Origin of the sequence: Dactylosporangium sp. CA-052675 (genome assembly GCF_050947935.1) — a bacterium.
In the GTDB taxonomy this organism is placed as follows: domain Bacteria; phylum Actinomycetota; class Actinomycetes; order Mycobacteriales; family Micromonosporaceae; genus Dactylosporangium.
On the sequence record NZ_CP192010.1, the window covers coordinates 5916567 to 5939226 of the forward strand.

General features: G+C 73.2%; 19 protein-coding genes and 1 tRNA gene. 7 read left to right on the plus strand and 13 right to left on the minus strand.

The features are described from left to right. Positions 1-13 precede the first annotated feature (13 nt). Positions 14-1216 (plus strand): Na+/H+ antiporter NhaA, encoded by a 1203-nt coding sequence (nhaA, locus tag ACQP1P_RS26400; protein WP_433073893.1) that lies wholly within the window; start codon positions 14-16, stop codon positions 1214-1216. Here the strand turns inward: nhaA and ACQP1P_RS26405 are convergent. Further along, a complete protein-coding gene (locus tag ACQP1P_RS26405) occupies positions 1201-1632 on the minus strand; it encodes a hypothetical protein (protein ID WP_433073896.1) in 432 nt (143 codons plus the stop codon). The genes nhaA and ACQP1P_RS26405 overlap by 16 nt on opposite strands. A gap of 498 nt (positions 1633-2130) precedes the next feature. Between ACQP1P_RS26405 and ACQP1P_RS26410 the strand changes: the two genes are divergently transcribed. After that, positions 2131-2532 (plus strand): hypothetical protein, encoded by a 402-nt coding sequence (locus ACQP1P_RS26410; RefSeq protein WP_433073899.1) that lies wholly within the window; start codon positions 2131-2133, stop codon positions 2530-2532. Between the two features lie 92 nt (positions 2533-2624). On the opposite strand, the gene ACQP1P_RS26415 is transcribed toward ACQP1P_RS26410, so the two are convergent. From ACQP1P_RS26415 to ACQP1P_RS26425, 3 genes are all read right to left on the minus strand, one after another. Continuing rightward, a complete protein-coding gene (locus ACQP1P_RS26415) occupies positions 2625-2861 on the minus strand; it encodes a DUF397 domain-containing protein (RefSeq protein ID WP_433073902.1) in 237 nt (78 codons plus the stop codon). 152 nt (positions 2862-3013) lie between these two features. Beyond that, positions 3014-3958, minus strand: coding sequence for a helix-turn-helix domain-containing protein (locus ACQP1P_RS26420; protein ID WP_433073905.1), 945 nt, complete (start codon positions 3956-3958; stop codon positions 3014-3016). Between the two features lie 5 nt (positions 3959-3963). Continuing rightward, positions 3964-4299 carry a hypothetical protein gene (locus ACQP1P_RS26425; protein WP_433073908.1) on the minus strand — a complete coding sequence of 112 codons (336 nt, stop codon included), beginning with the start codon at positions 4297-4299 and terminating at the stop codon, positions 3964-3966. A 536-nt stretch (positions 4300-4835) separates the two neighbouring features. Between ACQP1P_RS26425 and ACQP1P_RS26430 the strand changes: the two genes are divergently transcribed. After that, complete coding sequence (locus tag ACQP1P_RS26430; protein WP_433073911.1) at positions 4836-5180, plus strand: hypothetical protein; 345 nt, start codon at positions 4836-4838, stop codon at positions 5178-5180. Positions 5181-5295: 115 nt separating this feature from the next. On the opposite strand, the gene ACQP1P_RS26435 is transcribed toward ACQP1P_RS26430, so the two are convergent. Then, on the minus strand, positions 5296-5538 hold the full coding sequence (locus tag ACQP1P_RS26435; RefSeq protein ID WP_433073914.1) for a hypothetical protein: 243 nt from the start codon (positions 5536-5538) through the stop codon (positions 5296-5298). Positions 5539-5775: 237 nt separating this feature from the next. On the opposite strand from ACQP1P_RS26435, the gene ACQP1P_RS26440 reads away from it, so the two are divergent. From ACQP1P_RS26440 to ACQP1P_RS26450, 3 genes are all read left to right on the plus strand, one after another. Next, positions 5776-6666 carry a TIGR03620 family F420-dependent LLM class oxidoreductase gene (locus ACQP1P_RS26440; protein WP_433073917.1) on the plus strand — a complete coding sequence of 297 codons (891 nt, stop codon included), beginning with the start codon at positions 5776-5778 and terminating at the stop codon, positions 6664-6666. 100 nt (positions 6667-6766) lie between these two features. After that, a complete protein-coding gene (locus tag ACQP1P_RS26445) occupies positions 6767-7759 on the plus strand; it encodes an STAS domain-containing protein (RefSeq protein WP_433073920.1) in 993 nt (330 codons plus the stop codon). A gap of 214 nt (positions 7760-7973) precedes the next feature. Beyond that, entirely contained in the window at positions 7974-10103 is a 2130-nt protein-coding gene (locus tag ACQP1P_RS26450; RefSeq protein WP_433073923.1) for an acyltransferase family protein, read from the plus strand. On the opposite strand, the gene ACQP1P_RS26455 is transcribed toward ACQP1P_RS26450, so the two are convergent. The 5 genes from ACQP1P_RS26455 to ACQP1P_RS26475 all read right to left on the minus strand — a co-directional run bounded on the left by ACQP1P_RS26455 (position 10104) and on the right by ACQP1P_RS26475 (position 15936). Further along, positions 10104-11693, minus strand: a complete 1590-nt coding sequence (locus ACQP1P_RS26455) for a glycoside hydrolase family 76 protein (protein ID WP_433073926.1) — start codon at positions 11691-11693, stop codon at positions 10104-10106. It lies immediately after the preceding gene. Positions 11694-11859: 166 nt separating this feature from the next. Then, a complete protein-coding gene (locus tag ACQP1P_RS26460) occupies positions 11860-12660 on the minus strand; it encodes a hypothetical protein (protein ID WP_433073929.1) in 801 nt (266 codons plus the stop codon). 19 nt (positions 12661-12679) lie between these two features. After that, positions 12680-14818, minus strand: coding sequence for a hypothetical protein (locus ACQP1P_RS26465; protein ID WP_433073932.1), 2139 nt, complete (start codon positions 14816-14818; stop codon positions 12680-12682). Positions 14819-14862: 44 nt separating this feature from the next. Then, positions 14863-14990: transfer RNA gene (locus ACQP1P_RS26470), tRNA-OTHER, on the minus strand. 67 nt (positions 14991-15057) lie between these two features. Further along, positions 15058-15936, minus strand: a complete 879-nt coding sequence (locus ACQP1P_RS26475; protein WP_433073935.1) for a LysR family transcriptional regulator — start codon at positions 15934-15936, stop codon at positions 15058-15060. Positions 15937-16008: 72 nt separating this feature from the next. Here ACQP1P_RS26475 and ACQP1P_RS26480 point away from each other — a divergent pair, with 72 nt between their 5' ends. Then, entirely contained in the window at positions 16009-17253 is a 1245-nt protein-coding gene (locus tag ACQP1P_RS26480) for an MFS transporter (RefSeq protein ID WP_433073938.1), read from the plus strand. On the opposite strand, the gene ACQP1P_RS26485 is transcribed toward ACQP1P_RS26480, so the two are convergent. From ACQP1P_RS26485 to ACQP1P_RS26495, 3 genes are read right to left on the minus strand one after another with little or no spacing between them, the layout of a single operon-like run. After that, positions 17222-18043: a FadR/GntR family transcriptional regulator gene (locus ACQP1P_RS26485; protein WP_433073941.1), complete on the minus strand. Its 822-nt coding sequence runs from the start codon at positions 18041-18043 to the stop codon at positions 17222-17224. The genes ACQP1P_RS26480 and ACQP1P_RS26485 overlap by 32 nt on opposite strands. 2 nt (positions 18044-18045) lie before the next feature. Beyond that, a complete protein-coding gene (locus tag ACQP1P_RS26490) occupies positions 18046-21504 on the minus strand; it encodes an indolepyruvate ferredoxin oxidoreductase family protein (protein WP_433073944.1) in 3459 nt (1152 codons plus the stop codon). Positions 21505-21546: 42 nt separating this feature from the next. Continuing rightward, on the minus strand, positions 21547-22638 hold the full coding sequence (locus tag ACQP1P_RS26495; protein ID WP_433073947.1) for a hypothetical protein: 1092 nt from the start codon (positions 22636-22638) through the stop codon (positions 21547-21549). Positions 22639-22660: the final 22 nt, after the last annotated feature.

Below are 22660 nucleotides of genomic sequence, written 5' to 3' on the forward strand. Positions count from 1 at the left end.
ATCTGTGGTGGACATGAGCCGTGTCGGGGCCGCGCTGCGCCGTGACGTGGTCGGGGGCGTGCTGCTCACGGTGGCCGCGCTCGTCGCGCTGGTGTGGGCGAACTCGCCGTGGTCGCCGTCGTACGAGACCATGCGCACGACCGCGTTCGGCCCCGCCGGGTGGCATCTGCACCTGACCCTGCACGAGTGGGCCGCCGACGGGCTGCTCGCCGTGTTCTTCTTCCTCGTCGGCAACGAGCTCAAGCAGGAGTTCACGCACGGGGAGCTGCGTCACCCGCGACGGGCGGCCCTGCCGGTCGTCGCGGCCGTGGCCGGCGCCGTCACCCCGGCGCTGGTGTTCGCCGCGGTCAACGCCGGCCGCGGCGAGCCCTCGGCCGGCTGGGGCATCCCGATGGCCACCGACGTCGCGTTCGCGGTCGCCGTGCTGGCGATGGTCGGCCGCGGCCTGCCGCCGGCGCTGCGCACCTTCCTGCTGACCCTCGCCGTCGTCGACGACCTCGTGGCCATCGTCGTCATCGCGGTGTTCTACGCCGGGGCGCTGAGCTGGGCGCCGCTCGTCGCCGCGATCGGGCTGCTGGCCGCGTTCGGGCTGCTGCAGACCCGCTACGCGGCCCGCCTGCCGGCCCGGGTGCCGGGCTGGGCCGTCGGCGTGCCGCTGGCCGTCGCCATCTGGGCGCTCGCGCACGCCAGCGGGGTCCACGCGACCATCGCCGGCGCGGCGATGGGCCTGCTGATGCGGACCCGGGCGGCGCCGGGCGAGTCCGAGGACTCCAGCCACCGGGCCGAGCGGCTGCTGCGGCCGGTCACCGCGGCGGTCGTCCTGCCCGTCTTCGCGCTGATGGCGGCCGGGGTCTCGTTCCGCACCGGCGAACTGTTCACCGGTACCGTCGCGATCGGCGTCGTCCTCGGCCTCGTCGCCGGCAAGGTGCTCGGCATCGCCGGCGGGGCCTGGCTGACCGCCGCGCTGACGCCGGCCGAGCTCAACCCCGACCTGAGCTGGTGGGACATCCTCGGCCTGGCCCAGCTGGCCGGGATCGGGTTCACCGTCTCGCTGCTCATGGCGGAGCTGTCCTACCCCGGCAACGAGCACCTGGTCGAGGACGCCAAGGGCGGCGTGCTCGTCGGCTCGGCGGTCGCGGTCGTCCTCGGCACGGTCACGCTGTCGATCCGCGCGGCCCGGTGCCGCGCCGCGGGCGGTGCTCAGCCGCCGTTGTAGTGCGCGCCGTTGGTGTAGTGGTCGGTGTAGTGGTCGAGCTTGGGCGCGTCGGCGCGGATGACGTCCATGCGGTCGTAGGTGCCGTCGTGGTTGGCGTCGGTGTAGAGCCGGTCGAGCACACCGTCGCCGTCGGTGTCCTTCTGGAGCAGGTCCGCCCGGCCGTCCTTGTCGGTGTCGTACTTGACCTCCTCCATCCGGCCGTCGTGGTCGTGGTCGTAGCCCCGCGCGTCGATGTAGCCGTCGTGGTTGCTGTCCCACGCCTGGTTGTCGAGGTTCCCGTCGCCGTCGAGGTCGTACTGGTAGACGTCGTCGCGCCCGTCGTGGTTGGTGTCGGCGCTGAGCCACTCGTCGTGGCCGTCGTAATTGGTGTCGTGCTCGATGACGTAGGGCGTGTCGGCGTCGGTGTAGTCGGTCATGGCTTCCCCCTCGATGTGTGCCTGAACTCACAGTACGGCCGCGCGAGATCGGGCAACTCCCAGATTTGTGCCACCTGACCTGGACATTCGGCTCGCAGGCGGCCTGGTCCTCGGGCAGCCCTGCGACACGCGCGGGCCGGCCGGCACGCACGGGAGGTGCCGGTGGCCGTCGCGCCCGGGGCCCGGCCGAAGCCGTGCGACGACAAGCGGCCGGGCACCGGCGCGGTGAGCGCGTCGGCGGGCACGTCGGCGGGCACGGGAGTCGTCGCCGAAGGCTCGTCGTGCGTGTCCGTGGCGTGCTGGGCGCGGCCAGGGCCGCGGTGTGGCCCTCCAGCCGGGCGCGGACCGAAACGGCGGGATGGCGTGCCGAAGCGACGAGGGACAGCGCGAGCCGATGCCAAGATCGCGATGCACGTGCACAAGCACCTGCAGATGCTCGGGTAGATAGTCGTGCATTCACGGTGTACGGTTGATTCGGCACCTTAGTGAGCTAACAAAATGTCGACCGTCACACACGACCTGCCGAACGGCGGAGAGGAGCGCGCGGTGATCGGCTCCGGCGGAAACCGGCAGGCCCCGGCCGAGGAGGATCTGACCCGGTCGCCCGACTTCCACGAGCGCGAGCCCGGCCCGCGGGCCGATGCCGACGACATCGTCGTGGCCTCCGTGGGCCGGATGCCGGCGCCGGGCGCGCTCCCGGCGCCGCGTGTCGCCGGGCGCCTCGGTGTGACCCTGGCGCTGCTCACCCTGCTCACGCCCGCGCTCGTCTGGCTGGCCGTCTGCCTCACCCTGCGGCCGTCCGCGGCGCTGACCATCGGCGGCGCGGCGATCGCGCTCGCGACCTCCGCCGGCGCCGCCACGGCCGCGACGGTGATCAGCCGGCGGCGCAAGCGGCAGTGAACCGCCGCCACGGCGATCAGCCGGCGGCGCAAGCGGCAGTGAACCGCCGCCACGGTGCTCGCTAGACCAGGTCGAACCGGCCGCGGTGCTCGCTAGACCGGGTCGAACCGGCCGCCGCGCACCGCCCGCACGAAGGCGCGCCAGTCGTCCCGGCGGAAGCCCAGCGTCGGCCCCGCCGGGTCCTTCGAGTCGCGCATGAGCACATCCGTGCCCGGGTCCGCGACCTCGACGCAGTTGACTTCGACGCAGCGCGTGCTCCGCCGCCACCTGATGGTGTTGCCGCCGTTGTCCGGCATGATCCCCCCAAAATGCCAAAAGAAGATCGGCATTTGCCAATCTCAATTGCACTCCCGAGGCACGAGGGTATCGGAAGATACGGCGAATCACACTAGCCGTTGGCCAAAAGAATCGACGAACCGGAATGCATTGTACGATCGGACGTACCATTCCGGATCCAGGAATTCGGCCGCGGACCCGCGCGTCAGGACCCCAGCGCGGCCAGCGCGGCGGCGGCGATCGCATCGAAGTCCGCGGGCGCACTGGCCAGGGCGGAAATGGCCTCGAACGCGTCGGCGAGATCCGCGATGTGCCGCTCACCGTGGCGGATCAGGGTGCCGTCGGGCGGCATCTCCAGCAGGCTGAGCCGATCCCCGTCGTCGAATTCCAGGATCACGAACGGGAATCGCATGTAGCGGTTGAACAGGCCGGCCGAATCGGGCACCACCTGGATCGTCACGTTGTCGTGGCGCGCGTTCATCTCGCGCAGGTGGGTCAATTGCTCGGCCATCACCTCGCCGGCCGGGTCGCCGCCGTCCTCGTTGCCGACCCGCAGCCGCAGCGCCGCCGCGCCGAGCACGAAGTGGCCCTGCAGGTTGTGCTCCGGCTCGAGGTACTGCTGGCGCGCCTTCATGATGGTGATCCGGTCCTCGACGCTCGGCCGGGGCGATCCGGTCTCGTCGTCCGGCTCGGCCCGGGCGCCCCCCAGCCGCTCGTGCACGACCCGCGCATACCGCTCGGTCTGCAGGTGCCCCGGGATGAGCAACGGCTCGTAGTCCAGCAGCCGGCTCGCCGCCTCCTCCTCCTCGTAGAACTCCAGCGCGGTCTTGGACAGCAGATGGCGGTGCCGGCCGATGAGCGAGCCGGTCTTCCGGCCCGCGCGCTGCCACGCCATGAGGAGCTCGACCTCATCGGGGTCGTCGATGCCGTAGAGGCGCACCAGCGCCTCGAGATCCGTCTGGCTCACCCGCACGTGGCCCTGCTCGATGCGCAGGAGCTTCGCCGGCGACCACCCGAGCCGATCGCCGATCTCGCGCTGGGTCCAGGCCGGCCCCAGGAGCTCGCGGTGGCGGCGCAGCGCGGCGCGGAGGTGCCGGCGGGCGTACGCCGAGCCACGATGGACGCCCGCGGGCGAGTGCTGTGACGACATGTGCGTTACCGAATCTTCCGGTTCGAGCGGTTGTCCCAGTAGAAGATGCCGCCGGCCAGCGACGAGAAGGCCAGGACGGCCGAGCAGATCCACAGCGTGGTCGCCGTCGACGCGCCGGCCATCTTGCAGATGAACAGAAAGACCAGCGGCATGACCGCGACCGCGACGTTGTAGACGACGAGGTTCAGGGCGGCCACGCTCACGTTGAGGATCGAGAGCTTGAAGCCGCCACCGGCGGCTCCCGTGCCGTCGAGACGGAAGTCGCCGAAGTCCGCGCGGGAGGTGGGGTGCTCGTTGGAGAGGTCGACCTGCTTGTTGGAGCGCTTGCGCTGGGCGGCCATGGGGTCCCTTTCCTGGCTCGCGCGATCCCCCGAACTCGCGATGCGTCACAGCGTCTGCCGTCTGACTGTTAGCTAACAGTCTGCCGTGCCACACGCGAACCATACCGCATCCGTTCGTACGCGCATCGTCTGGGTCACTGATGAACTTCGTGTCGCGGGTCACCCGTACGAACGCGTCGCCCGTCACCGCGCCCGCGCCGCCGACGTTGGACGGTTCAGTCGGATGGCGGCACGCTCCGGCCGTTAGGACATATGAGTCCGCGTCGATCTGCGATGTGATGGTTTCCGGTCCGAAGGATCGCGATAGCCGCACATCGTATGTACAATCATCATGTAAGAAATCCGACCGTTGCGGGCGCAGCGATCGATCGCGGGGGTGATCGAGGTGCCTACGGCCGTATGCATGGCATACGTTGTGTGGCACCATCGCTCCAGAGGGTCATCGGCTTCCGTGGTCCTGCGGGGGTCGGCATGTCCGCGCTGCAGTGCCGGTCGACCGTCCGGCGCGCAACGTCCTCGCGTGAGAGGAGAGCCATGTGAAGCCGGCGAACTCGGCTGACCTACTCGACCCGGCCCGGCCGGAGGAGCCCCCGGAGGTGCCGGCGGCGCGCCGGCGGCAGGCTCCCGCGGCCGACCCCCAGCCACCGGACGGCGACTCGCCCGGCGGGGGCGGCGGCCTGGTCCGGGTCACGGTCAACCTGACGCCCAAGGCCTACGAGGCGCTCCAGCGAACCTGCGAGGCGACCCGCGACACGAAGACCGACGCGATCAACCGCGCCCTGCTGGTCTACGAGCTCGTGCAGCGCCTCGCCGATCAGGGCGGTGGCAGCATCACGATGGTCAACAGCGAGGGCGAGAAGGAACGCATCCACATTCTCTGAGGCGAGCCTCGGAGACGATGGGGAGTTCGGCGGGAGCAGGTTCCGGATGTCGCTCAGTCATCCGGAACCCACCGGCGATGCAGATTTCAGTCGTACCATCTACGACTGACCGCCGCTAGATGAAGCCGATCCAGAGCTCGTCTTCCCCGCGGACAACCTTCAGGCCGCAGTCGTCCGGCGTGGTCATCTTCTGCAGCGCGGCATACATCAGCACCGCGCGGTTCATCACGTCGGCATGATTGAGCGAGCCGCCCCGGCTCGCCTCGTCCAATGCGCGCACGGCATACCGGTTCAGGCCCACCGTGACCTCTTTGACACCACTGCGCGTCGGCCAGAGCCTCCTGAGCAAGCGCGACATGATCGCAACCCTTCCGGATCTCCCGGCGGTGGCGGTGAGCCGACCGCGAAGTTAGTGCCTCGTGTGCGACCAGACTAGCGATGCATCATTCGTATGAGCAATAGGCGTACGTAAGGATCACGAATGTACGCCATATGACCGCATGACTCCGCGTCACGATGCTGTCGTCGCTCCGAACCGCCGACCCTCGGTCGCGGGTCACCGCGTAATCGCGGCCGGCCGGGGAAGAAGGAGCGCATGGCAACGGCGCAGACCATCGACGCGACCCGCAAAGCCCTCGGCCCCGTCGGCGTGTGGACCGGCACCCTGCAGGGCGAGCCCGCCGCCGTGCAGCGCGAGGTCGTCGCGCGCATCGAGGCCCTCGGGTTCGGCTCGGTGTGGCAGGGCGAGGTCGTCGGGACCAACGACGTCTTCGCGCAGGAGGCCGTCTGGCTCGCGGCGACCTCGCGGATCGTGGCCGGCACCGGGATCGCGAACGTGTGGGCCCGCCACGCCGGCACCGCCCGCGCCGCGGCGGCCACGCTCGCCGACGCCTGGCCGGGGCGGTTCGTCCTCGGGCTGGGCGTCAGCCACGCGCCCATCGTGGAGCAGTCGGGGCAGTCGTACCGCCGCCCGCTGCAGCACATGCGGGAGTACCTGACGGCCATGGGCGAGGTTCCGGCCTCCGTTCCCGTGGTGCTCGCCGCGCTCGGCCCGCGCATGCTCGAGCTCGCCGCCGACCGCACCGACGGCGCCCACACCTACTTCGTGCCGCCCGAGCACACCGCCGAGGCCCGCGCGGCACTCGGCCCCGATCGGCTGCTCATCCCCGAGCAGGCGGTCGTCGTGGAGACCAGCCCGCGGGTGGCCCGCGAGGTGGCCCGCCGGCACACCGTGCGTTATCTGCAGCTGCCGAACTACGTCAACAACCTGCGGCGGCTCGGGCTCACCGACGACGACTTCGCCGGGGCCGGCAGCGATCGGCTCGTCGACGCGATCGTCGCCTGGGGCACGCCCGACGACATCGCCGAGCGGGTCCGGGCGCACCGCGACGCCGGCGCCGACCACGTGCTCGTCCAGCCGCTCGGCGCCGGGTTCGCCGACGCCCTGCGCCAGCTCGAGGAGCTCTCGGCCGTGCGGCTGCGCTGAGGCGGGCGGGCGAGCGTCCCGTAGGCTCCAGGGCACCGTGCCGCATCGCCCGCCCACGGCAACGGCACGCCGAGGACCTACCGTCGGAAGGCGGTGCCCGGTGTCAGACCCGACCCGACGTGTGGCCCGCTCGCCGTACCCCGCCGCTTCGCCCGATTCCCTGCGCGCCGCGAGTGCCCGCGCCGAACAGGCGATGGTCGACGCCGAGTTGCGGGCCACCCGCCGTGCCGTGCTGTCCCGGTTCCGCCACCGGCTGCGCACCGACGTCTCGGCGATCGCGGCCCCGGACTTCCTGGTCCTGGCCGACACGCCGACCGTGCACACCGCCATCATGATCGCCGCCTGCGGGATTCCCGCGGCCGACGCGTGCCATCTGCAGCTGCGGGACCGGGGCACGCTCGCGCTGCGGACCGTCCGGCACCACGGCCTGCCGGCGAACCTTCTCGACCGGTTCGCCGCGGGGGACGCCGGCGTCGCGTCGGCGGGCGCGCTCGCGGTGCGCACCGGCAGCCCCGTGCTGATCAGCGATCTCACGACCAGCCCGGTGTTCGCGGGCCGGCCGGCGCTGCCGGTCATGCTGGCGGCCGGCACGTGCTCCCTGCACTGCTACCCGCTGCGCGACGGCGGCGGCCGGTTCGTCGGCGTGCTCTCGCTGCACTACGCGACCGCGGGCCGGTACCCCAGCCAGCACGACTTCGCCCGGCACGCGGGGTGGGCGCTGAGCAACGCGGCCGGGGCACCACCCGGGCCCGGGGGCGACGATCCGGCCCGCGCGACGACGGCCACGGTGATCACGGATCGCGCCACGGCCACCACGACGGTGGCCGTGCGGGGCGTGCTCGACGCCGTCACCGTTCCCGGCTTCAGCGAGCTCCTCCGGCGCACCCTCGCCTCCCTGGGTGCGCCGCACACCCTCGTCATCGACCTGCGAGAGGTCGACCTCCTCGCCGCCGCCGCCATCCGGGCACTGCTGGCGACCAGCCACCTGGGCCACCGGCGCGGCCTCGCCTGCCGGGTCGTGGTCGGAGCCGGCCACGGCGGCCGCACGCTGCTCGGCCTCGCGCACGCGATGGAAGGCCCGCGCGTCTCGTAAAACGGGACGGCAACGGTGGCGGCGCCCGGCGCCGGGGCCTGCCGGGCTGGGGCACCCGGCGGGGCGCGGTTCGCCGCGTCCTGCCGCCGGCCGGCCCCGATCCCGGCGTCCCGCAGCGGCGTCGAAGCCACTACCGTGTTGCCGTGCCCAGGCTAGGACGCGGTCGGTGACCGTCTACCAACCGGCGCGTCCGGCGCCGATGCGACACCGGGCGATGACTCCCGCACCGGTGGTGACCGCGGGCGAGCCGAAGCAGCAGCGGTTCCGGCCCGACATCGAGGGACTGCGCGCCGTAGCCGTGCTGCTCGTCGTGCTCGACCACGCCGGTGTCGGGCACATCACCGGTGGTTACGTCGGCGTCGACGTGTTCTTCGTGATCTCCGGGTTCCTCATCACCCTGCACCTGTTCCGCGAGCTGCAGAAGACCGGCCGCATCCGGTTCGGCGCGTTCTACGGCCGGCGGATGGTGCGCCTGCTGCCCGCGTCCACCCTCGTCGTGCTCACCACGGTCGCGGCGGCCTGGGCGTGGATGTCGCCGATCGCGGCGAAGGCCGTCTCGCTCGACGCGCTCACCGCCGCCGCCTACGGGATCAACATCCGGCTCGCCGCCCAGGGCACCGACTACCTTTCCGCCGAGCGCGAGCCCTCCCCGCTGCAGCACTTCTGGTCGCTCGCGGTCGAGGAGCAGTACTACTTCATCTGGCCCCTGCTGCTCGTCGTCGCCGGGGCGGCCTGGGCGCGGCGCGGGAGACCGAGCCGGCTGTCGGCCACGCTCGCGCTCACCGTCCTGGCCGCGGTGTCCTTCGGCATCTGTGTGTGGCAGACCGGGCACGCGCAGCCGTGGGCGTACTTCGGCATCCAGGCCCGCGCCTGGGAGCTGGCCGCCGGGGCGCTCGCCGCCCTGGCCGCCGAGCGCCTCGCGCGCCTGCCGGGCGCGCTCGCCGCCGTCGCCACCTGGGCCGGGCTGGCCATGATCCTGACCTCGGCGCTGTGGTACGACTCGACGACCCTCTTCCCCGGCAAGGCGGCCCTGCTGCCGGTGGCCGGGGCGGCGCTGGTCATCGCCGGCGGCTGCGCGGCCCCCGCCGGCGGCGCCGGGGTCCTGCTGCGGACGGGCCCGTTCCAGTGGTTCGGCAAGCTGTCCTACAGCTGGTACCTGTGGCACTGGCCGCTGCTGATCCTCGCCCCGCACATCGCCGGGCAGGACAAGCTCAACGTCTGGATCCTCGTCGGCGTGGCCGCGTTCGCGCTGATCCCGGCCCGGCTGTCGCTGATGCTGGTGGAGAACCCGATCCGGTTCAACCCGGTGTTCAAGCGCCGGCCGAACCGCGGGCTGATGCTCGGCGCGACGATGACGGCCTTCGCGGTCGGCGCCGCGGTGATCTTCCTGGGGCTGCCGATGCGGGTGCGGGGCGAGGGCCAGGCCCAGGACACCGCCTCCGTCGTCTCCGACGCGCAGCAGCTCGAGGAGGCCCGCCGCCAGCTGCTCGAGCTCATCCGGACCAGCGCGACCGTCGCGGCCATGCCGCAGAACCTCGTGCCGGCGATCACCGCGGCGAGCAAGGACCTGCCCGGCGGCGACAAGGGCTGCCTGGCCTCCCTCGACGAGTCCAAGACCGCGCCCGCCATCGCCCTGGGCTGCGACCGCAAGGGCGTGCCGAACGCGCCGACCACCGTCGTGCTCTTCGGCGACTCGCACACCGAGCAGTGGTTCGACGCCTTCGAGGCCATCGCCAAGAAGAAGCAGTGGCGGCTCGTGGTCCTGGCCAAGAGCGGCTGCACCCCGGCCGACGCGCTCACCATCAAGATCAACTCGCGGCGGGCGTACACCGAGTGCGCCGACTGGCGCGAGCGGGCCTTCACGGTGATCAAGCAGCTCAAGCCCGCGATCGTGGTGCTGTCGACCCGCACGTACACCGACCCGCCGGTCGACAAGCAGGGCGCGCCGACCGCCGACAAGGCCCACGCCGACACCGCGTGGGCGCAGGCCACCGTCGCCTCCGCCACGCGCCTGGCCCAGCTCGGCGCCAAGCCGATCATCATGCAGGATACCCCGGACCCGCGCGGGGTCAGCGTGCCGGACTGCGTGGCCGCGCACCCGTCGGCGGTCCAGCAGTGCGCGCTCAAGGTTCCGACCGCGATCTACGCCACCCGCAAGGCCGCGATCGAGGCCGCGGCCCAGCCGGCGGGCATCAGCGTGCTGGACCCGACCGAGTGGTTCTGCACCGACACGCTGTGCCCGGCGATCATCGGCAACAGCCTGGTGTACCGCGACGGCAGCCACGTCACGACCACCTACATCAAGCTGCTGACCCCGCTGCTGACCGCGGCCCTCACCCGGTGATCAGGGCGCGGCGTTGAGCAGGTCCACCGCGCTGTGCTGGCACCGCTGGCTGGTCGCGGTGCGCGGCCCGGTCCAGTGGTTGCCGTACGCGTCGATGGTGTCCCGGTCGTTGGCGTAGGCGCTGTCGGCGTTGCGTTGCAGGTAGGCGTTGTAGGCGCCGCCGGTGGCGGAGTTGAGCACGCCGAGCCCCCGGATCGCGGCCCCCTTGAACGAGGCGCCGTCGTCGGAGCACGTGCTGCTCTCGTTCGGCTCGCGCAGGATGCCGCCCGGCGACAGGAAGGCGCTCGCGGTGAGCGCGTCGCCGACCCGCCGCGCGGTCGCCAACGCGGCCGCGTCGCCGGTGAGCCGGTTGAGCTGCACGAGCGCGTTGACGAGCACGCCCTGGTTGTAGGTCCAGGTGGTGGCCCCGTTGTTGCGGCACGTGCTGAGGCTGATGCCGTCGTTGACGAGGTTCGAGCCGTTGAGCATGCCCGTACCCTGGAACCAGGTCCAGGCCGCCTGGGCCCGCCCGCGGTACACGGTGTCCCCCGCGACGCGCTTCGACAGCGCGGCGTTGAGCTGGATGTAGAGGCTGTTCTCGATGGCGTTCTTGCGCGTCCGGTCGGTCTTCCACCACACCCCGCCGCCGCAGGTGGTGTCCCAGTAGCTGAACATGTGGTCGGCCCCGGCCCGCGCGGTGTTCAGGTAGCGGCTGTCCCCCGTCAGGTCGTACGCGTCGACCCACGCGAGGGCCCACCAGCCGGTGTCGTCCAGATACTCGTCGCGGAACTGCCCGAGCCGGGCGTTGACCTGCTTGTCGTAGGTGTTGGCGATCGCGTACTCGTAGCTGGCCATCCCGGACCGCCGGGCGTTGTCGATCACCGCGGTGAGCGCGTTCGCGCTGGTCCACCAGTCGCCGTCGCCGAACAGCCCGGTGCCGAGGTTGTACTGCATCATCAGCGCCGTGGCCGCCGCGGTGCGCCGGTCCCAGGCGTTCCAGGTGCTACGCGTCCACGCGGTGCACACGAGCTCGGCCCGGTCGCCGGCCTTCCCGCACGCGCGCAGCGCCCCGACGCCGTTGGCGTTCCAGTTGTCGACGTTGTACTGCCTGGTGCGCTGGCCGGTCGCGCCGGCGGCAACGGTGATGTCGCCGATGCGGCTGTCGGCCCAGGTCTTGCCGCCGTCGAAGGACCGGTCCATCCACACCTCGTCGCCCGCCTGCCCGCTGCCGAGCGTGGCCCAGGCCATGGCGTCGGTGTCGTTGAGGTGCATGGTGAAGCGCCGGCCGTAGAGCGTGGCGCTCACGGTCGCGCGGTCGGCCGGCGCGAGCGAGGCGTCGCGGCCGTCGCAGTAGCGGTTGCAGATGGTCGTCGCGGCCAGGGCCGGAGCGCTCGTGGCGGTGCTGCTGGGCGCGGCCGTGCTGCTGGGCGCGACCGTGCTGCTGGGCGCGACCGTGCTGCTGGGCGCGGCCGTGCTGCTGGGCGCGGCCGTGCTGCTGGGCGCGGCCGTGCTGCTGGGCGCGGCCGTGCCGTCGGCGGCCCCGGCGGCCCGCGCGGGCACGAACACGGCGGCGGCGGCGAGGACGAGGGCGGCGATCGGGCGTAGGGACACGGTTCCCTCCTGGGGAGCTGTGGCCCGGACCGCCATCCGGTTTTCATCGACAGTCCTCTATCAAACTCCCTCTGTCAACTATTGACATAACCGCCCGCAAGCAGGCACAATCCGCCGAGCTGGCGCTGGCGACGCGGGCCCGGTCGCCGCGCAGAGCGTCGAGCCCTCAGCCGTTCGCGGCCTTCGCGTCGGCGGCGGCGAGAGCGGCGCGGATCGCCTCCTGGGCGCCGGGCTCCCACGGGCCTGACGCGGCCAGGGGGATCTCGGTCATGAACCGGCGCTCGGACTCCGGAATCAGCGCGACGACGCGATCCGGGTCGGTGGCGGCGGTGGCGTAGAGGTTCGGGCCGTCGGCGTAGAACAGGTCGGCCACGACCAGGCGACCGTCCGCGGCGCGCATGACGTTGTCGGGGTTGGTGTCCAGCGGCCCGCACCAGGGCAGCTCCCGACGCGCCCGGGCGTGCACCCGGCGCACGACGTCGACGAGGGCGGCGACGTGCGGGGCCCGCTCGGCGATCGCCCGGTGGAACGCGGCGGCCTCGTCCGGGTCGACGGGTCGCAGCCATTCGAGCAGCTGCAGGTCGCCGCCGCCGGCCAGGCGCCGGTGCGCGAACAGTGCCGGGACCTGCCGGGTGGGTGCCGCCTCCCGGTACAGCGCCGCGGTGTAGGGGCCGGCCGGGTCGAAGGGGCTGATCCGGGCCGCGGCGGTGCCGTCCGGCGCGCGCAGTGCGATCGCCCAGTCGCCGGCGCCGCACGGGGTCCATCCGGCCTCGACGAGTGCCGCTTCGACGTCGCGGTGGTCGACGTGTGACGGGGCCGCCCCGGCGTCGCGGTGGCCGGCGTCCAGGCCGTCCGCCGCGAGCGCCTGGTGTGGCGACGGGCCGAGGAGAGCGCGGGAGCTGTTTGCGCCAGAGCTCCGCTCGCGCGGAGTTCCCGAATCGAACGGAAAAGAAGGAAGCTCCCGCATGGCCTCGGCCGCCGCCAGTCTACTCGGGGATCAGCTCGGCCAGCCGATCCAGGGTGAACGCCTGCGACCCCTCCGGGAGGTCGTCGGGTGCGTGGATGCCGATGTACGTCACCGGCTCGTCCGGCACCTCACCGTCCCACATCGCCACCGCGGTCCGCGTGGCGAACAGGTCGACGAGGTACGACACGGTCAGGTACCGCCGCTCGACGAGTGCCCGCACCCGGTCGGCGACGGTGAGCGCGTTGTCCTCGACGCGGTTGAACGCCGGCATGCCGCGCAGGTACAGGTGCAGCCACACGGCCTCCCAGCCGCGCTTGCCCTGTGCGAAGACCATCGGCAGCGCGACCCGGCCCGGGCCGCGCAGGTCCGAACGGGCGCGCACGGTGCGGGCGTCGAACGGGGCGCCCTGCTGGTCCTCCGCGCGGGTCTGGTAGCCGAACATCGACTCGGCGACGTCGTCGAACGACTCCCCCGTGTAGATGTACACCTGCGGCACGACGTACCGGACCCGCGTCTTCGCCAGCGGCATGTCGATGAACTCGGTGGCGCCGTCGGTCGCGTCGGTGATGTCGCCGGAGTGCACGAGACCGCCGCCGCGGTAGTTCGTCCACGACACCTGGCCCGCCGGGTGGAACTCGGCGTCGAGCATCTGGACCGACAGGTCGTAGTCGGTGCGGCGCGCGGTCTGCCGCCAGTACATGAAGAACCGCAGCAGCTCGCCCGAGACCACCGACCGCGATCCCCGCGGCAGCACCGCGAACCCGCCCTCGGCCGCCCGGCCGGACAACGGCAGCGCGACGTCGAGCACGTCCGGGTCCACCAGCAGCGGGTGCGGCAGCTGCGGCAGCCGGGCGAGGATCTCGGTGTCGAGCCGCGACGACAGCTCGGCCACGAGCCCGGCCGGCAGCGTCGGGCGGGTGTCGCGGGCCACCCACGCGCCTCGCGAGCGGTTCGCGAACATGCGGGCCGACGCGGGCGTCAGCCGGTTGCCGACGTGCTCGCGCAGCGAGCACAGCACGCGGCCCGACGCCGAGCCGAGCGCGCCCGAGACGGCCTCGACCACGGCCGAGCGCTGCGCCGCCGGGGCGATGCGCAGCAGCCGGTCGGCGGAGCGCAGGAGCAGGCCCGGCGCGGCCGAGAGCACCGACGCCGCCGGGGCGATGGCACCGGCCCGGATCGCCGCCTCCGCGCGACCGGCGATGCCGGGCACCGTCCGCTCGCCGCGGGCGACCGCGAACACCGCCTGGGCGTGCGGCCACTGGGCGTACTCGTGCGGATGCAGCCGCTGGCCGAGCCGCTTCCACGGCTCCGAGAACCGTGCGACGTCGCCGAGCTTGGCCGGGTTCGCGCCGACGACCTCGTCCAGCGCCGCCAGCAGGACCCGCCGCTCCCGGCGCGGGAAGGCCCGCAACCGGGTGGCCGTCGCGAGCGAGGCGTCCCCGCCGGAGACGTGGCAGGCCAGCCGCAGCACGTCGGTGGTCGTGTCGACGGCGACCAGCGGCCGGCCGAGCACGAGGCGCACCCCGTTGAGCACGGCGCGGTTCTCCCGCACCGGGATCGCGTCCGGCTGCTCGCCGTCCACGCAGGCGACCGCGAGCTCGCCGAGGATCGCGAGGTCGGCCTCGCCGAGGGGCACGGTGCTGCCGGCCAGGGCCAGGTAGAGCCGCGACGCCTCCACCTCGGCGGTGTCGCCGAGGTGCAGCACGGTGAGCCGGTCGCCGGCCGCCGCGACGAACTCGTCGTGCGCGGCCAGGAGATCGGCGTACGTGTGCTGGTAGGTGCCGTAGCCGGGCAGCTCGAGCAGGTTCAGCCGGCCGTCGGCGAGGGCCGTCCCGCCTCCCGCGAGCACCGCCGCCGCCAGCCGCTCCATCCAGAAGTCCACGGTGTCGGGCACGCCGTCGGGGAAGTTGAGGAAGTACGCGTTGTGCCGCACGTGGTCGCCGACGAGCTCGCGGACCGCGGACACGGCCGCGGCGGCGAGGTCCATCGCCGGGCCGGGCGCCAGGCCGCCGACGTGCTCCAGCAGCGCCCGCGACGCCGAGAACCCGGCATCGAGCAGCGCCGCGTCGAACTGCCGCGCCACGGCCGCGCCGTCGCCGGCCGCCGCGGTGCTCGCCGGCACCCGCAGCGTCTTGCTGACGATCAGCTTCTCGAGCACGCGCTCCTCCGTTCCGCGGTCGCCCGGATGGTGATGTGACTACGTGGGCCGCCGGGGACTCGAACCCCGAACCCTTCGATCCCAAAGGAGAAGGAAGCACACCCATGGCCGCGAGGGGCGGTGGGCGGACGTGCTGACCAGCCGAATGCTCTACCCATTGAGCTAGCGGCCCAACGACGACGATCGTCGCACGGCCCGGACCGGCCGGGCCAACGAGTTTCGGCTCGCGCCGTGCCGGCTCAGGCGGACGAGGAGCTCAGGGAGCGGGACCCGCTCGCCAGGATCGTGGCGATCAGGGCCTTCACCGCCGGCCGCTGCTCGGCCCGGGGATTGGCCAGCAGCACGAGGTCGATGGTGCCGAGCTCGGGCAGGCGGTGCGCCGGCCCGAGCACGGTGAGCTGGGGCGGGACCAGGCTCGCGGCCAGCGCGGACACCCCGATCCCGGCCGCGACCCCGGCGATGAGGCCGTTCACGCCGCGGCACACGCAGGCGCTGCGGTACGGCAGCTGCGCCCGATGCAACGCCTTGCGCATCTCGTCGCGCGACACGCTCGGCGCGGCGTACACCACCAGCGGAACCGGCCGCGTCAGGTCGAGCTTCGTCGCGGGCGTGCCGACCCACACGAGCCGGTCGCGCTTCACGAGCTGGCCGCGACCGTCGCCCGGCGGCCGCTTGCCGACGAGCACGTCCAGCTTGTCGCTCTCCATCCACTCGTGCAGCACCCGGCTCTGCTCGACGGTCAGGTAGAAGTCGACCATCGGGTTGTCGCGGCGGAACTCCCACAGGATCTGCGGCAGCCGGGTCAGGGCGAGGTCGTCGGACATCCCGATGCGCAGGCGGCCGCGCGGGCGGGAGCCGGTGAAATACGCGGCCGCCTGCTCGTGCGCGGCGAGGATCGTGCGCGCGAAGCCGAGCATCGCCTCGCCGTCGGCGGTCAGTGCCACGGTGTGCGTGGTGCGGTGCACGAGCGTGCGACCGACCTGCTCCTCGAGGCGGCGGATGTGCTGGCTGACCGTCGGCTGGCGGATGCGCAGCCGATCCGCGGCCTGGGTGAAGCTGCCGGTCTGCTCGACCGCGAGGAGGGTGGCGAGCAACTGCGGGTCATACACGGCGGCCATAGCGAATGACTATAACTGTGAGTCACGTTATCGGGGTTCCCTATGTCGCCGGCCTCGGGAAGGGTTGAGGTCGTGACCACGGCCTCCGCCGTTCTGCGCCCGACCCCGTTCACCGCTCTCCGATTCCGCGGCTACCGCATCTATCTCACCGGACAGACCCTCGCCAACACCGGCGCCTGGATGGGCAGCATCGCGCTGGACTGGCTGGCCCTGCGACTCACGGACAGCCCGGCCGCCGTCGGCGTCACGATGGCCCTGCAATTCCTGCCCATCCTGTTCCTGGGGGTGCACGGCGGCCTGCTCGCCGACCGGTACCCGAAGCGCCGCACGCTGCTCGTCACCCAGTCGGTCAACGCGGTCCTCACCGCCACGCTGGCCGCGCTCACCATCGCCGGTGCCGTACGCATCGGGCATGTGTTCGCGTTCGCCCTGCTCACCGGGCTCGTCTTCGCCGTCGACGCGCCGACCCGGCAGGTGTTCGCGAACGAGGCGGTGCCGCCCAGTCACCTGCGCGGGGCGGTCGCCCTCAACGCGTCGGTGTTCCAGGCCACCCGGCTCGTCGGGCCGGCGGTCGCGAGCGTGCTCATCGGCACGGCCGGCATCGGCTGGGCGTTCGCGGGCAACGCGCTGTGCTACATCGGGCCGACGATCGCCCTGCTGCGACTGCGCCCGGCCGACCTGACCCCCGCGCCGCCGGCCGGGCGCGAGCCGCGCGCGTTCCGCACCGCGGCACACTACGTGCGCAAGCGCCCGCGGGTGCTGTGGACCATCGTCCTGGTCGGGGTCGTCGGCACCTTCGGCCTGAACTTCCCGATCGTGCTCACCGCGATCGCGACCGAGTCGTTCGGGGGCGCCGCCGGCCTCTACGGGCTGTTCAACATCGTCCTGGCCGTCGGGTCCGCGGTGGGCGCGCTCGCCGCCGGCGCCACGGTCTCCACCGGCCTGCGGCGCATCATGGTGTACGGCGGGCTCTTCGGCGCCGTCCAACTGCTCGCCGCGGCCGCGCCGAACCTGCCGGTGTTCCTGCCGCTGCTGGCCGCGCTCGGATTCGTGAACCTCGCGTTCCAGGCGCTCGCCAACGCCTCCGTCCAGCTGTGGGTCGACCCGGCGATGCGCGGCCGCGTGATGGGGCTCTACATGCTGGTGTTCACCGGGGGGACCCCGTTCGGCGCGCCGATCATCGGGGCGCTCACCAACGCCTTCGGGGCCCGGGCCGGGATGGCCGTCTGCGGGCTCGTCCCGGCCGCCGCGGTGGTCGCGATCGCGCTCGTCCAGCGCGGCAGCGTCAGTCCGGCGGGCGGATCAGCTGCGCGTTGACCACCACCGCGGGGTCCACGCCGAGGTTGGCCTGGGGCTGCGTGTCCTCCTGGTGGCGCCGGGCCAGGATCGCGGCCCCGGGCCCGTCGCCCTGCTCGATGGCCCGGATCAGCTCCGCGTGGCTCTCGATGCTGCGCCGGGTGGCCTCGGTCCCCGGCAGTTCGCCCTCGCGGACCGTGCGGGCGGCCCACTCCTCCTCGTGCGCGTACCACAACCCCTCGAGCATCCCCACGAGCAGCTCGAAGGTCTGGTTGCCGCAGTTGCGCACCAGTGCCTCGTGGAACTCCTTCATGCAGGCCACGAACTTGGCGAAGTCGCCGAGCGAGGCCTCGGTGCGCTCGTGGATCTCGCGCAGGGCCGGCACCACGGTCTGCATGCGGTCCGGGCGGGTCGCGCACATCTCCGCGCACATCGGGTCGAGGCGCCGCACGGCCAGGCCCAGATCCCGCACGCTGACGCTGCGGCCCTGCAGCACGAGCCCGAAGACGTAGCCGGCCCGTTCGAGCTGCGGCGGATGCACCTGGGCGCCGCCGCGGTTGCCGCGCCGGATGGTGATGAGCCCCTCGGTCTCCAGCGTGCGCATGGCCTCGCGGACCGACGGCATGCTGACGCGGTACTCCTCGAACAGCTCGTCCTGCTTCAGCAGCCCGTTGTCCGTGGTCAGCTCGCCGCGCAGGATCCGGTCGCGCAGCTCGTCGGCGAGCCGCTCCCCCACCCGGCGGCGCAGCTGCAGCGGGCCCTTCGCGCCACGCTCCGGGGCCCCGTCCCCCACCATCTCCGCCTCACTCATGCTCACACCTCGACGTCGGCCAACACGGCCCGGAAGCCGGCCACATTGGCGAGCTTGATGGTCTCATACCCGCGTACGGCGTCCGGGGCCCGCGCCACCGTCAGGCAGCGGTCCCGGTCGGCGTCGCGGAGCGCGGCCAGCATCGCATCCGTGTACTCGCCGGGCAGCGCGCGCTCGACCCGGCGCACCTCGGCCCGGCCGAACGGGTCGAACGCCGTGCCGCGCACCGAACGCATCGACCGCAGCACCCCGAACACGGGCCGGATCCACCGGCCGAGCGCGAGCTTGTGGCGCAGACCGAGCGCCCGCAGGAACGGCGGATGGATGTGGTACCGCACCCCGGCGCCGTGGTCGGCCTTGAGGTGCAGCCGCGCCACCTCGTACTCGTCCTTGTACGCCAGCAGCTTGAACAGGTACCGGGCGAACTCCTCGGACACCCCGTCCGTGCCGAACCGGCCGGACTCGGCCGCCGCCACCTCCCGCACCGCCTCGACGTACCGCGCGGCGAGCCCGGCGTGCTGGTAGTCGACGAGCTCGGCCGCCCGCGGTTCGGCGATCGCCCGCACCGCCGCCGGCAGCCCGGCCGCGTCGAGGAGCCCGGCGGCGGCCGCCCGGGCCCCCGCCGACGGATCGAGACCGGCCGCGACGACGGGCGCCTCGACCGCGGTTGGCGAGACCACGTGGCGGCGCCCGGCCCGGAAGGCGGCGATGTTGTCCTCGACCGCGACGCCGTTGAGCCGCAGCGCCTCCTCGATCGAGGCGGCCGACAGCGGCAGCGCCCCGGCCTGGTACGCCACCCCGAGCAGCAGGATGTTGGCGGTGGTCTCGTCGCCGAGCAGTGCCCGGCTGAGCCCGGCGGCGTCGACCGCGGTGGTGCGCCCGGCCGCGGCCCGGATGCGCTCCAGCAGCTCGCCGGCCGGCGGGAGGGTCTTCGCCGGGTTCGTCACCACCGCCGAGGTGGGCGTGAGCGACGAGGCGACGACGGCGACGGTCCGCCGCGGATCGGTGCGGGCGAGGTGCTGGGGCGCGGCCCCGCTGAGCGCGTCGAACACCAGGTAGAGGTCGGCCTGGCCGTCGGAGACCGCGGCGGTGCGGGCGTCGACCGGGGCGGCGGCGAGCTGCAGGTGGGACACGACGGCGCCGGCCTTCTGGCTCATCCCGGTCTGGTCCAGGCCGGCCGTGTGCAGCCCGTCGAGCAGCGCCGCCGTGGCCAGGACCTGGTTGACGGTGACGACACCGGTGCCGCCGATGCCGACCAGGTAGATGCCGTAGGTCCGGGCCCCGATCGACGCCTTGCCCGCCGGCTCGGCCAGGGGCGCGTCCGAGTCCGTGCGGCGGGGCCGAGGGGGTCGCTTCGTCGCCGGCGCCGCCGAGCGGACGGTGACGAAGGACGGGCAGTCGCCGTCGAGGCAGCTGAGGTCCGAGTTGCACGACGTCTGATGGATTCGGGTCTTGCGGCCGAGCTCGGTGTCGACCGGCTGGACGGAGAGGCAGTTGCTCTTGACGCCGCAGTCGCCGCAGCCCTCGCAGACGCGCTCGTCGATGATCACCCGGCGCTCGGGGCGGGGCAGCCGGCCGGAGCGGCGCATCCGCCGGGCCTCGGCCGCGCACACCTGGTCGTAGACGAGCACGGTGACCCCGTCGATCGCGGCGAGCTGCTCCTGCGCGGCCATGAGCTCGTCGCGGGGCCGCACGACGGTGCCCGGGGCCAGATCGCGCACGCCGCGGTACCGCGAGGGGTCGTCGGCGACCACGACGATCCGCTTGACGCCCTCGGCGGCCAGCTCGCGCGTGAGCGCCGGGACCGCCATCCCGCCCGCGATCGGCTGGCCGCCGGTCATCGCGACGAAGCCGTTGAACAGGATCTTGAAGGTGATGTTCACCCCGGCCGCGACGCAGGCGCGCACCGCGAGCAGGCCCGAGTGCGAGAACGTCCCGTCGCCGAGGTTCTGGAAGACGTGCCCGGTGCTCGCGAAGGGGGCCATGCCGATCCAGGGCACGCCCTCCGAGCCCATCGGCACCACGGGCAGCTTCTCGTTGGAGGTTAGCCGCGGGTCGAAGTAGAACATCCCGTGGCAGCCGACGCCGCCGCCGACGACGGCTCCGGTGGGCAGGACGGTGGAGCGGTTGTGGGGGCAGCCGCTGCAGTACGCCGAGGTGCGCGCCAGCAGCGGCAGCGCGATCGGCCCCCGGGACGGCGCCGCGACCCGGACCGGTTCGGGCAGGCCGAGCTCGCGGCGCAGGATCGGCTTGAGCCGGTCGACGCCGAGCTCGCCGTGGGCCGGCACGAGCAGCCGGCCGGCGCGGTCGCGCTTGCCCACGACGACCGGGCGGTGCGGGGTCGGGTACAGCGCGCCGCGGAGCGCTGACTCGATGAAGTCGCGCTTCTCCTCCACGACCACGATGTGTTCGAGGCCGTCGGCGAAGCGCTCCACGACGGCCGGGTCGAGCGGGTAGATCATGCCGAGCTTCAGCAGGCGGATGCCCCGCTCGCGCAGGCCGGCCTCGTCCAGTCCGGCGTCGGTGAGCACCTGGCGGACGTCGTAGTAGGTCTTGCCGGCGGCGACGATCCCGATCCGGGCGCCGTCGGCCGTGGCCCCCTCGATGCGGTTGAGGCCGTTGGCGGCGGCGAAGGCGACGGCCGCGAGGTGGCGGCGCTCGAGCAGGTCCCGCTCCCGGTCGACGAGGATCGTGGGGACCATGTCGATGCGCTGCCGGTGCTCCCACGGCTCGCCGTCGATCTCCAGCGCCGGGCGCAGCAGGGACAGCCGGCCCGGGGCCAGGTTCACCGACCCGACCGAGTCGGCCACGTTGGTCACCACCTTCAGCCCGACCCAGCAGCCGCAGTACCGCGACAGCTCGAGCCCGATCACGCCGAAGTCGAGCAGCTCCTGGGTGGAGCCGGGCACCAGCACCGGCATGAGCGCGTCGTAGAAGGCGGTCTCGCTCTGGTTCGGCAGCGACGAGGACTTCGCGGCCGGGTCGTCGCCGGCCACCGCGATGACGCCGCCGAGCGGGTGCACGCCGAACTGGTTCGCGTGCTTGAACGCGTCGCCGCAGCGGTCGACGCCCGGGGATTTGCCGTACCAGAGCCCGAAGACGCCCTGCAGCCCGTCCCGGAAGCCGCCCGGCGCGGGCTGCTGGGTGCCGAACACGACGGCGGCCGCGAGCTCCTCGTTCACCCCGGGCACGTGCCGGATGCCCTCGGCCGCGAGGGTCTCGGCCGCCCGGTGCAGGGTGAGGTCCAGCCCGCCGAGCGGCGAGCCCGGGTAGCCGGAGGCGAGACCACCGGTGCGCAGCCCGGCCGCCCGGTCCATCCGGTGGCGGTCCAGCAGGATGCGGGTGATCGCCTGGGTGCCGGTGAGCACGACGGTGCCGTCGTCGGCGTCGTAGCGGTCCGCCAGCCGGTAGCCGGCCGGCGTCGTGACGCCGGCCGCTCTGGGCTCAACCACGTCGGTCATGGATGTCTCGGGCCCTTCGTTGCGGGGGATGGTCGCGTCGCGTCACGCGGGCTCGGCGGATGCGCGGGGCACCCGGGCCGCGGCGGACGGGTCGCGCGGGTCCTTGTAGAGCAAGATGGTGCAGGCGCCGCCGTCGAGGCCGGACGGGCACCGGTTGACCGGCCAGGGCGCGCCGAGCCGCTCGCGGGCCATCTCCACGTGCCAGATCGGCACGTGGGTGCGGTAGATGGTGGTCGGCCGCCCGCCCCAGGCGACCCGGTGCTCGTCGCCGACGACGGCCAGGCCGAGCCCGGCCCCGAACCGGCCGTCGAGGACCTGCCGGGCGCAGGTGCCGCACGGGTCCTGCACGATGGTGAACTTCTCGTCGTCCTCGGTGACGTCGAGGTCGGTGAAGTGGCCCTGCAGCAGGCGGACCAGGTTCACCAGGCGCTCACCGGGGGGCCGGTCGATGTCCGCCATGAGCCCCCGCAGGGCGTCCTCGCCCCGGCGGCGGTGGAACGCCTCGAGCTCGTCCGGGCCCCACTCGGCGTACACCTGGGAGAGCAGGGCGGACAGCCAGTCCCGCAGCACGTCGATGACCGAGCGCCACTCGGCCTCCCGGCGGTCGAACACGGCCAGCGCCCCGTCGGCGTCGCCGCGGGCCGCGGCCGCGGCGACCTCGTCGGCCATCGGGGGCGGCAGGTCGTCCCGCACCGGCTCGACGCCGGGGTAGGCGGCGAAGAAGGTCAAGGTCCGACCGGTCAGAAGTCGCAGGCCCGAGCGGCCGTGGCGCTCGGCGGCGGTGCCGAGGATCGTCGTGATCCAGTCGAGGTAGCGCTCGCGCTGGCCACGGTGCTCGCCCTCGAGTTGCGCCAGCTCGTCGCGCAGCCCGGTCAGGTCCGGCCCGGCCACGTCCGGCCCGGTCAGGTCCGGCCCGGCCACGTCCGGCCCGGCCAGGTCCAGCCCGGCCGCGTCCAGCCCGGCCGCGTCCGGTCCGGGCACGTCCGGTCCGGGCATGTCCGGCCCGGGCACGTCCGGCCCGGGCACGTCCGGCCCGGGCACGTTCGGCGGGGCGAGCCGGCGCTGCAGACGGGCCCGCGGCGAGCGGGACAGCTCCCGCAGCGCCGCGTCGGTGAACACCCGCACCTCGACCACCTCCCTTGACGCTAAGGGTATA

Excerpts from the sequence above, each read along its gene's own strand:
- ACQP1P_RS26460 (WP_433073929.1), bottom strand. The coding sequence starts at position 12,660 with ATGCGGGAGCTTCCTTCTTTTCCGTTCGATTCGGGAACTCCGCGCGAG.
- ACQP1P_RS26425 (WP_433073908.1), bottom strand. The coding sequence starts at position 4,299 with ATGGCCGCCCAGCGCAAGCGCTCCAACAAGCAGGTCGACCTCTCCAAC.
- ACQP1P_RS26420 (WP_433073905.1), bottom strand. The coding sequence starts at position 3,958 with ATGTCGTCACAGCACTCGCCCGCGGGCGTCCATCGTGGCTCGGCGTAC.
- ACQP1P_RS26405 (WP_433073896.1), bottom strand. The coding sequence starts at position 1,632 with ATGACCGACTACACCGACGCCGACACGCCCTACGTCATCGAGCACGAC.
- ACQP1P_RS26490 (WP_433073944.1), bottom strand. The coding sequence starts at position 21,504 with ATGACCGACGTGGTTGAGCCCAGAGCGGCCGGCGTCACGACGCCGGCC.
- ACQP1P_RS26435 (WP_433073914.1), bottom strand. The coding sequence starts at position 5,538 with ATGTCGCGCTTGCTCAGGAGGCTCTGGCCGACGCGCAGTGGTGTCAAA.
- nhaA (WP_433073893.1), top strand. The coding sequence starts at position 14 with ATGAGCCGTGTCGGGGCCGCGCTGCGCCGTGACGTGGTCGGGGGCGTG.
- ACQP1P_RS26485 (WP_433073941.1), bottom strand. The coding sequence starts at position 18,043 with ATGAGTGAGGCGGAGATGGTGGGGGACGGGGCCCCGGAGCGTGGCGCG.
- ACQP1P_RS26475 (WP_433073935.1), bottom strand. The coding sequence starts at position 15,936 with ATGGCCGCCGTGTATGACCCGCAGTTGCTCGCCACCCTCCTCGCGGTC.
- ACQP1P_RS26410 (WP_433073899.1), top strand. The coding sequence starts at position 2,131 with ATGTCGACCGTCACACACGACCTGCCGAACGGCGGAGAGGAGCGCGCG.
- ACQP1P_RS26450 (WP_433073923.1), top strand. The coding sequence starts at position 7,974 with ATGACTCCCGCACCGGTGGTGACCGCGGGCGAGCCGAAGCAGCAGCGG.
- ACQP1P_RS26415 (WP_433073902.1), bottom strand. The coding sequence starts at position 2,861 with ATGCCGATCTTCTTTTGGCATTTTGGGGGGATCATGCCGGACAACGGC.
- ACQP1P_RS26440 (WP_433073917.1), top strand. The coding sequence starts at position 5,776 with ATGGCAACGGCGCAGACCATCGACGCGACCCGCAAAGCCCTCGGCCCC.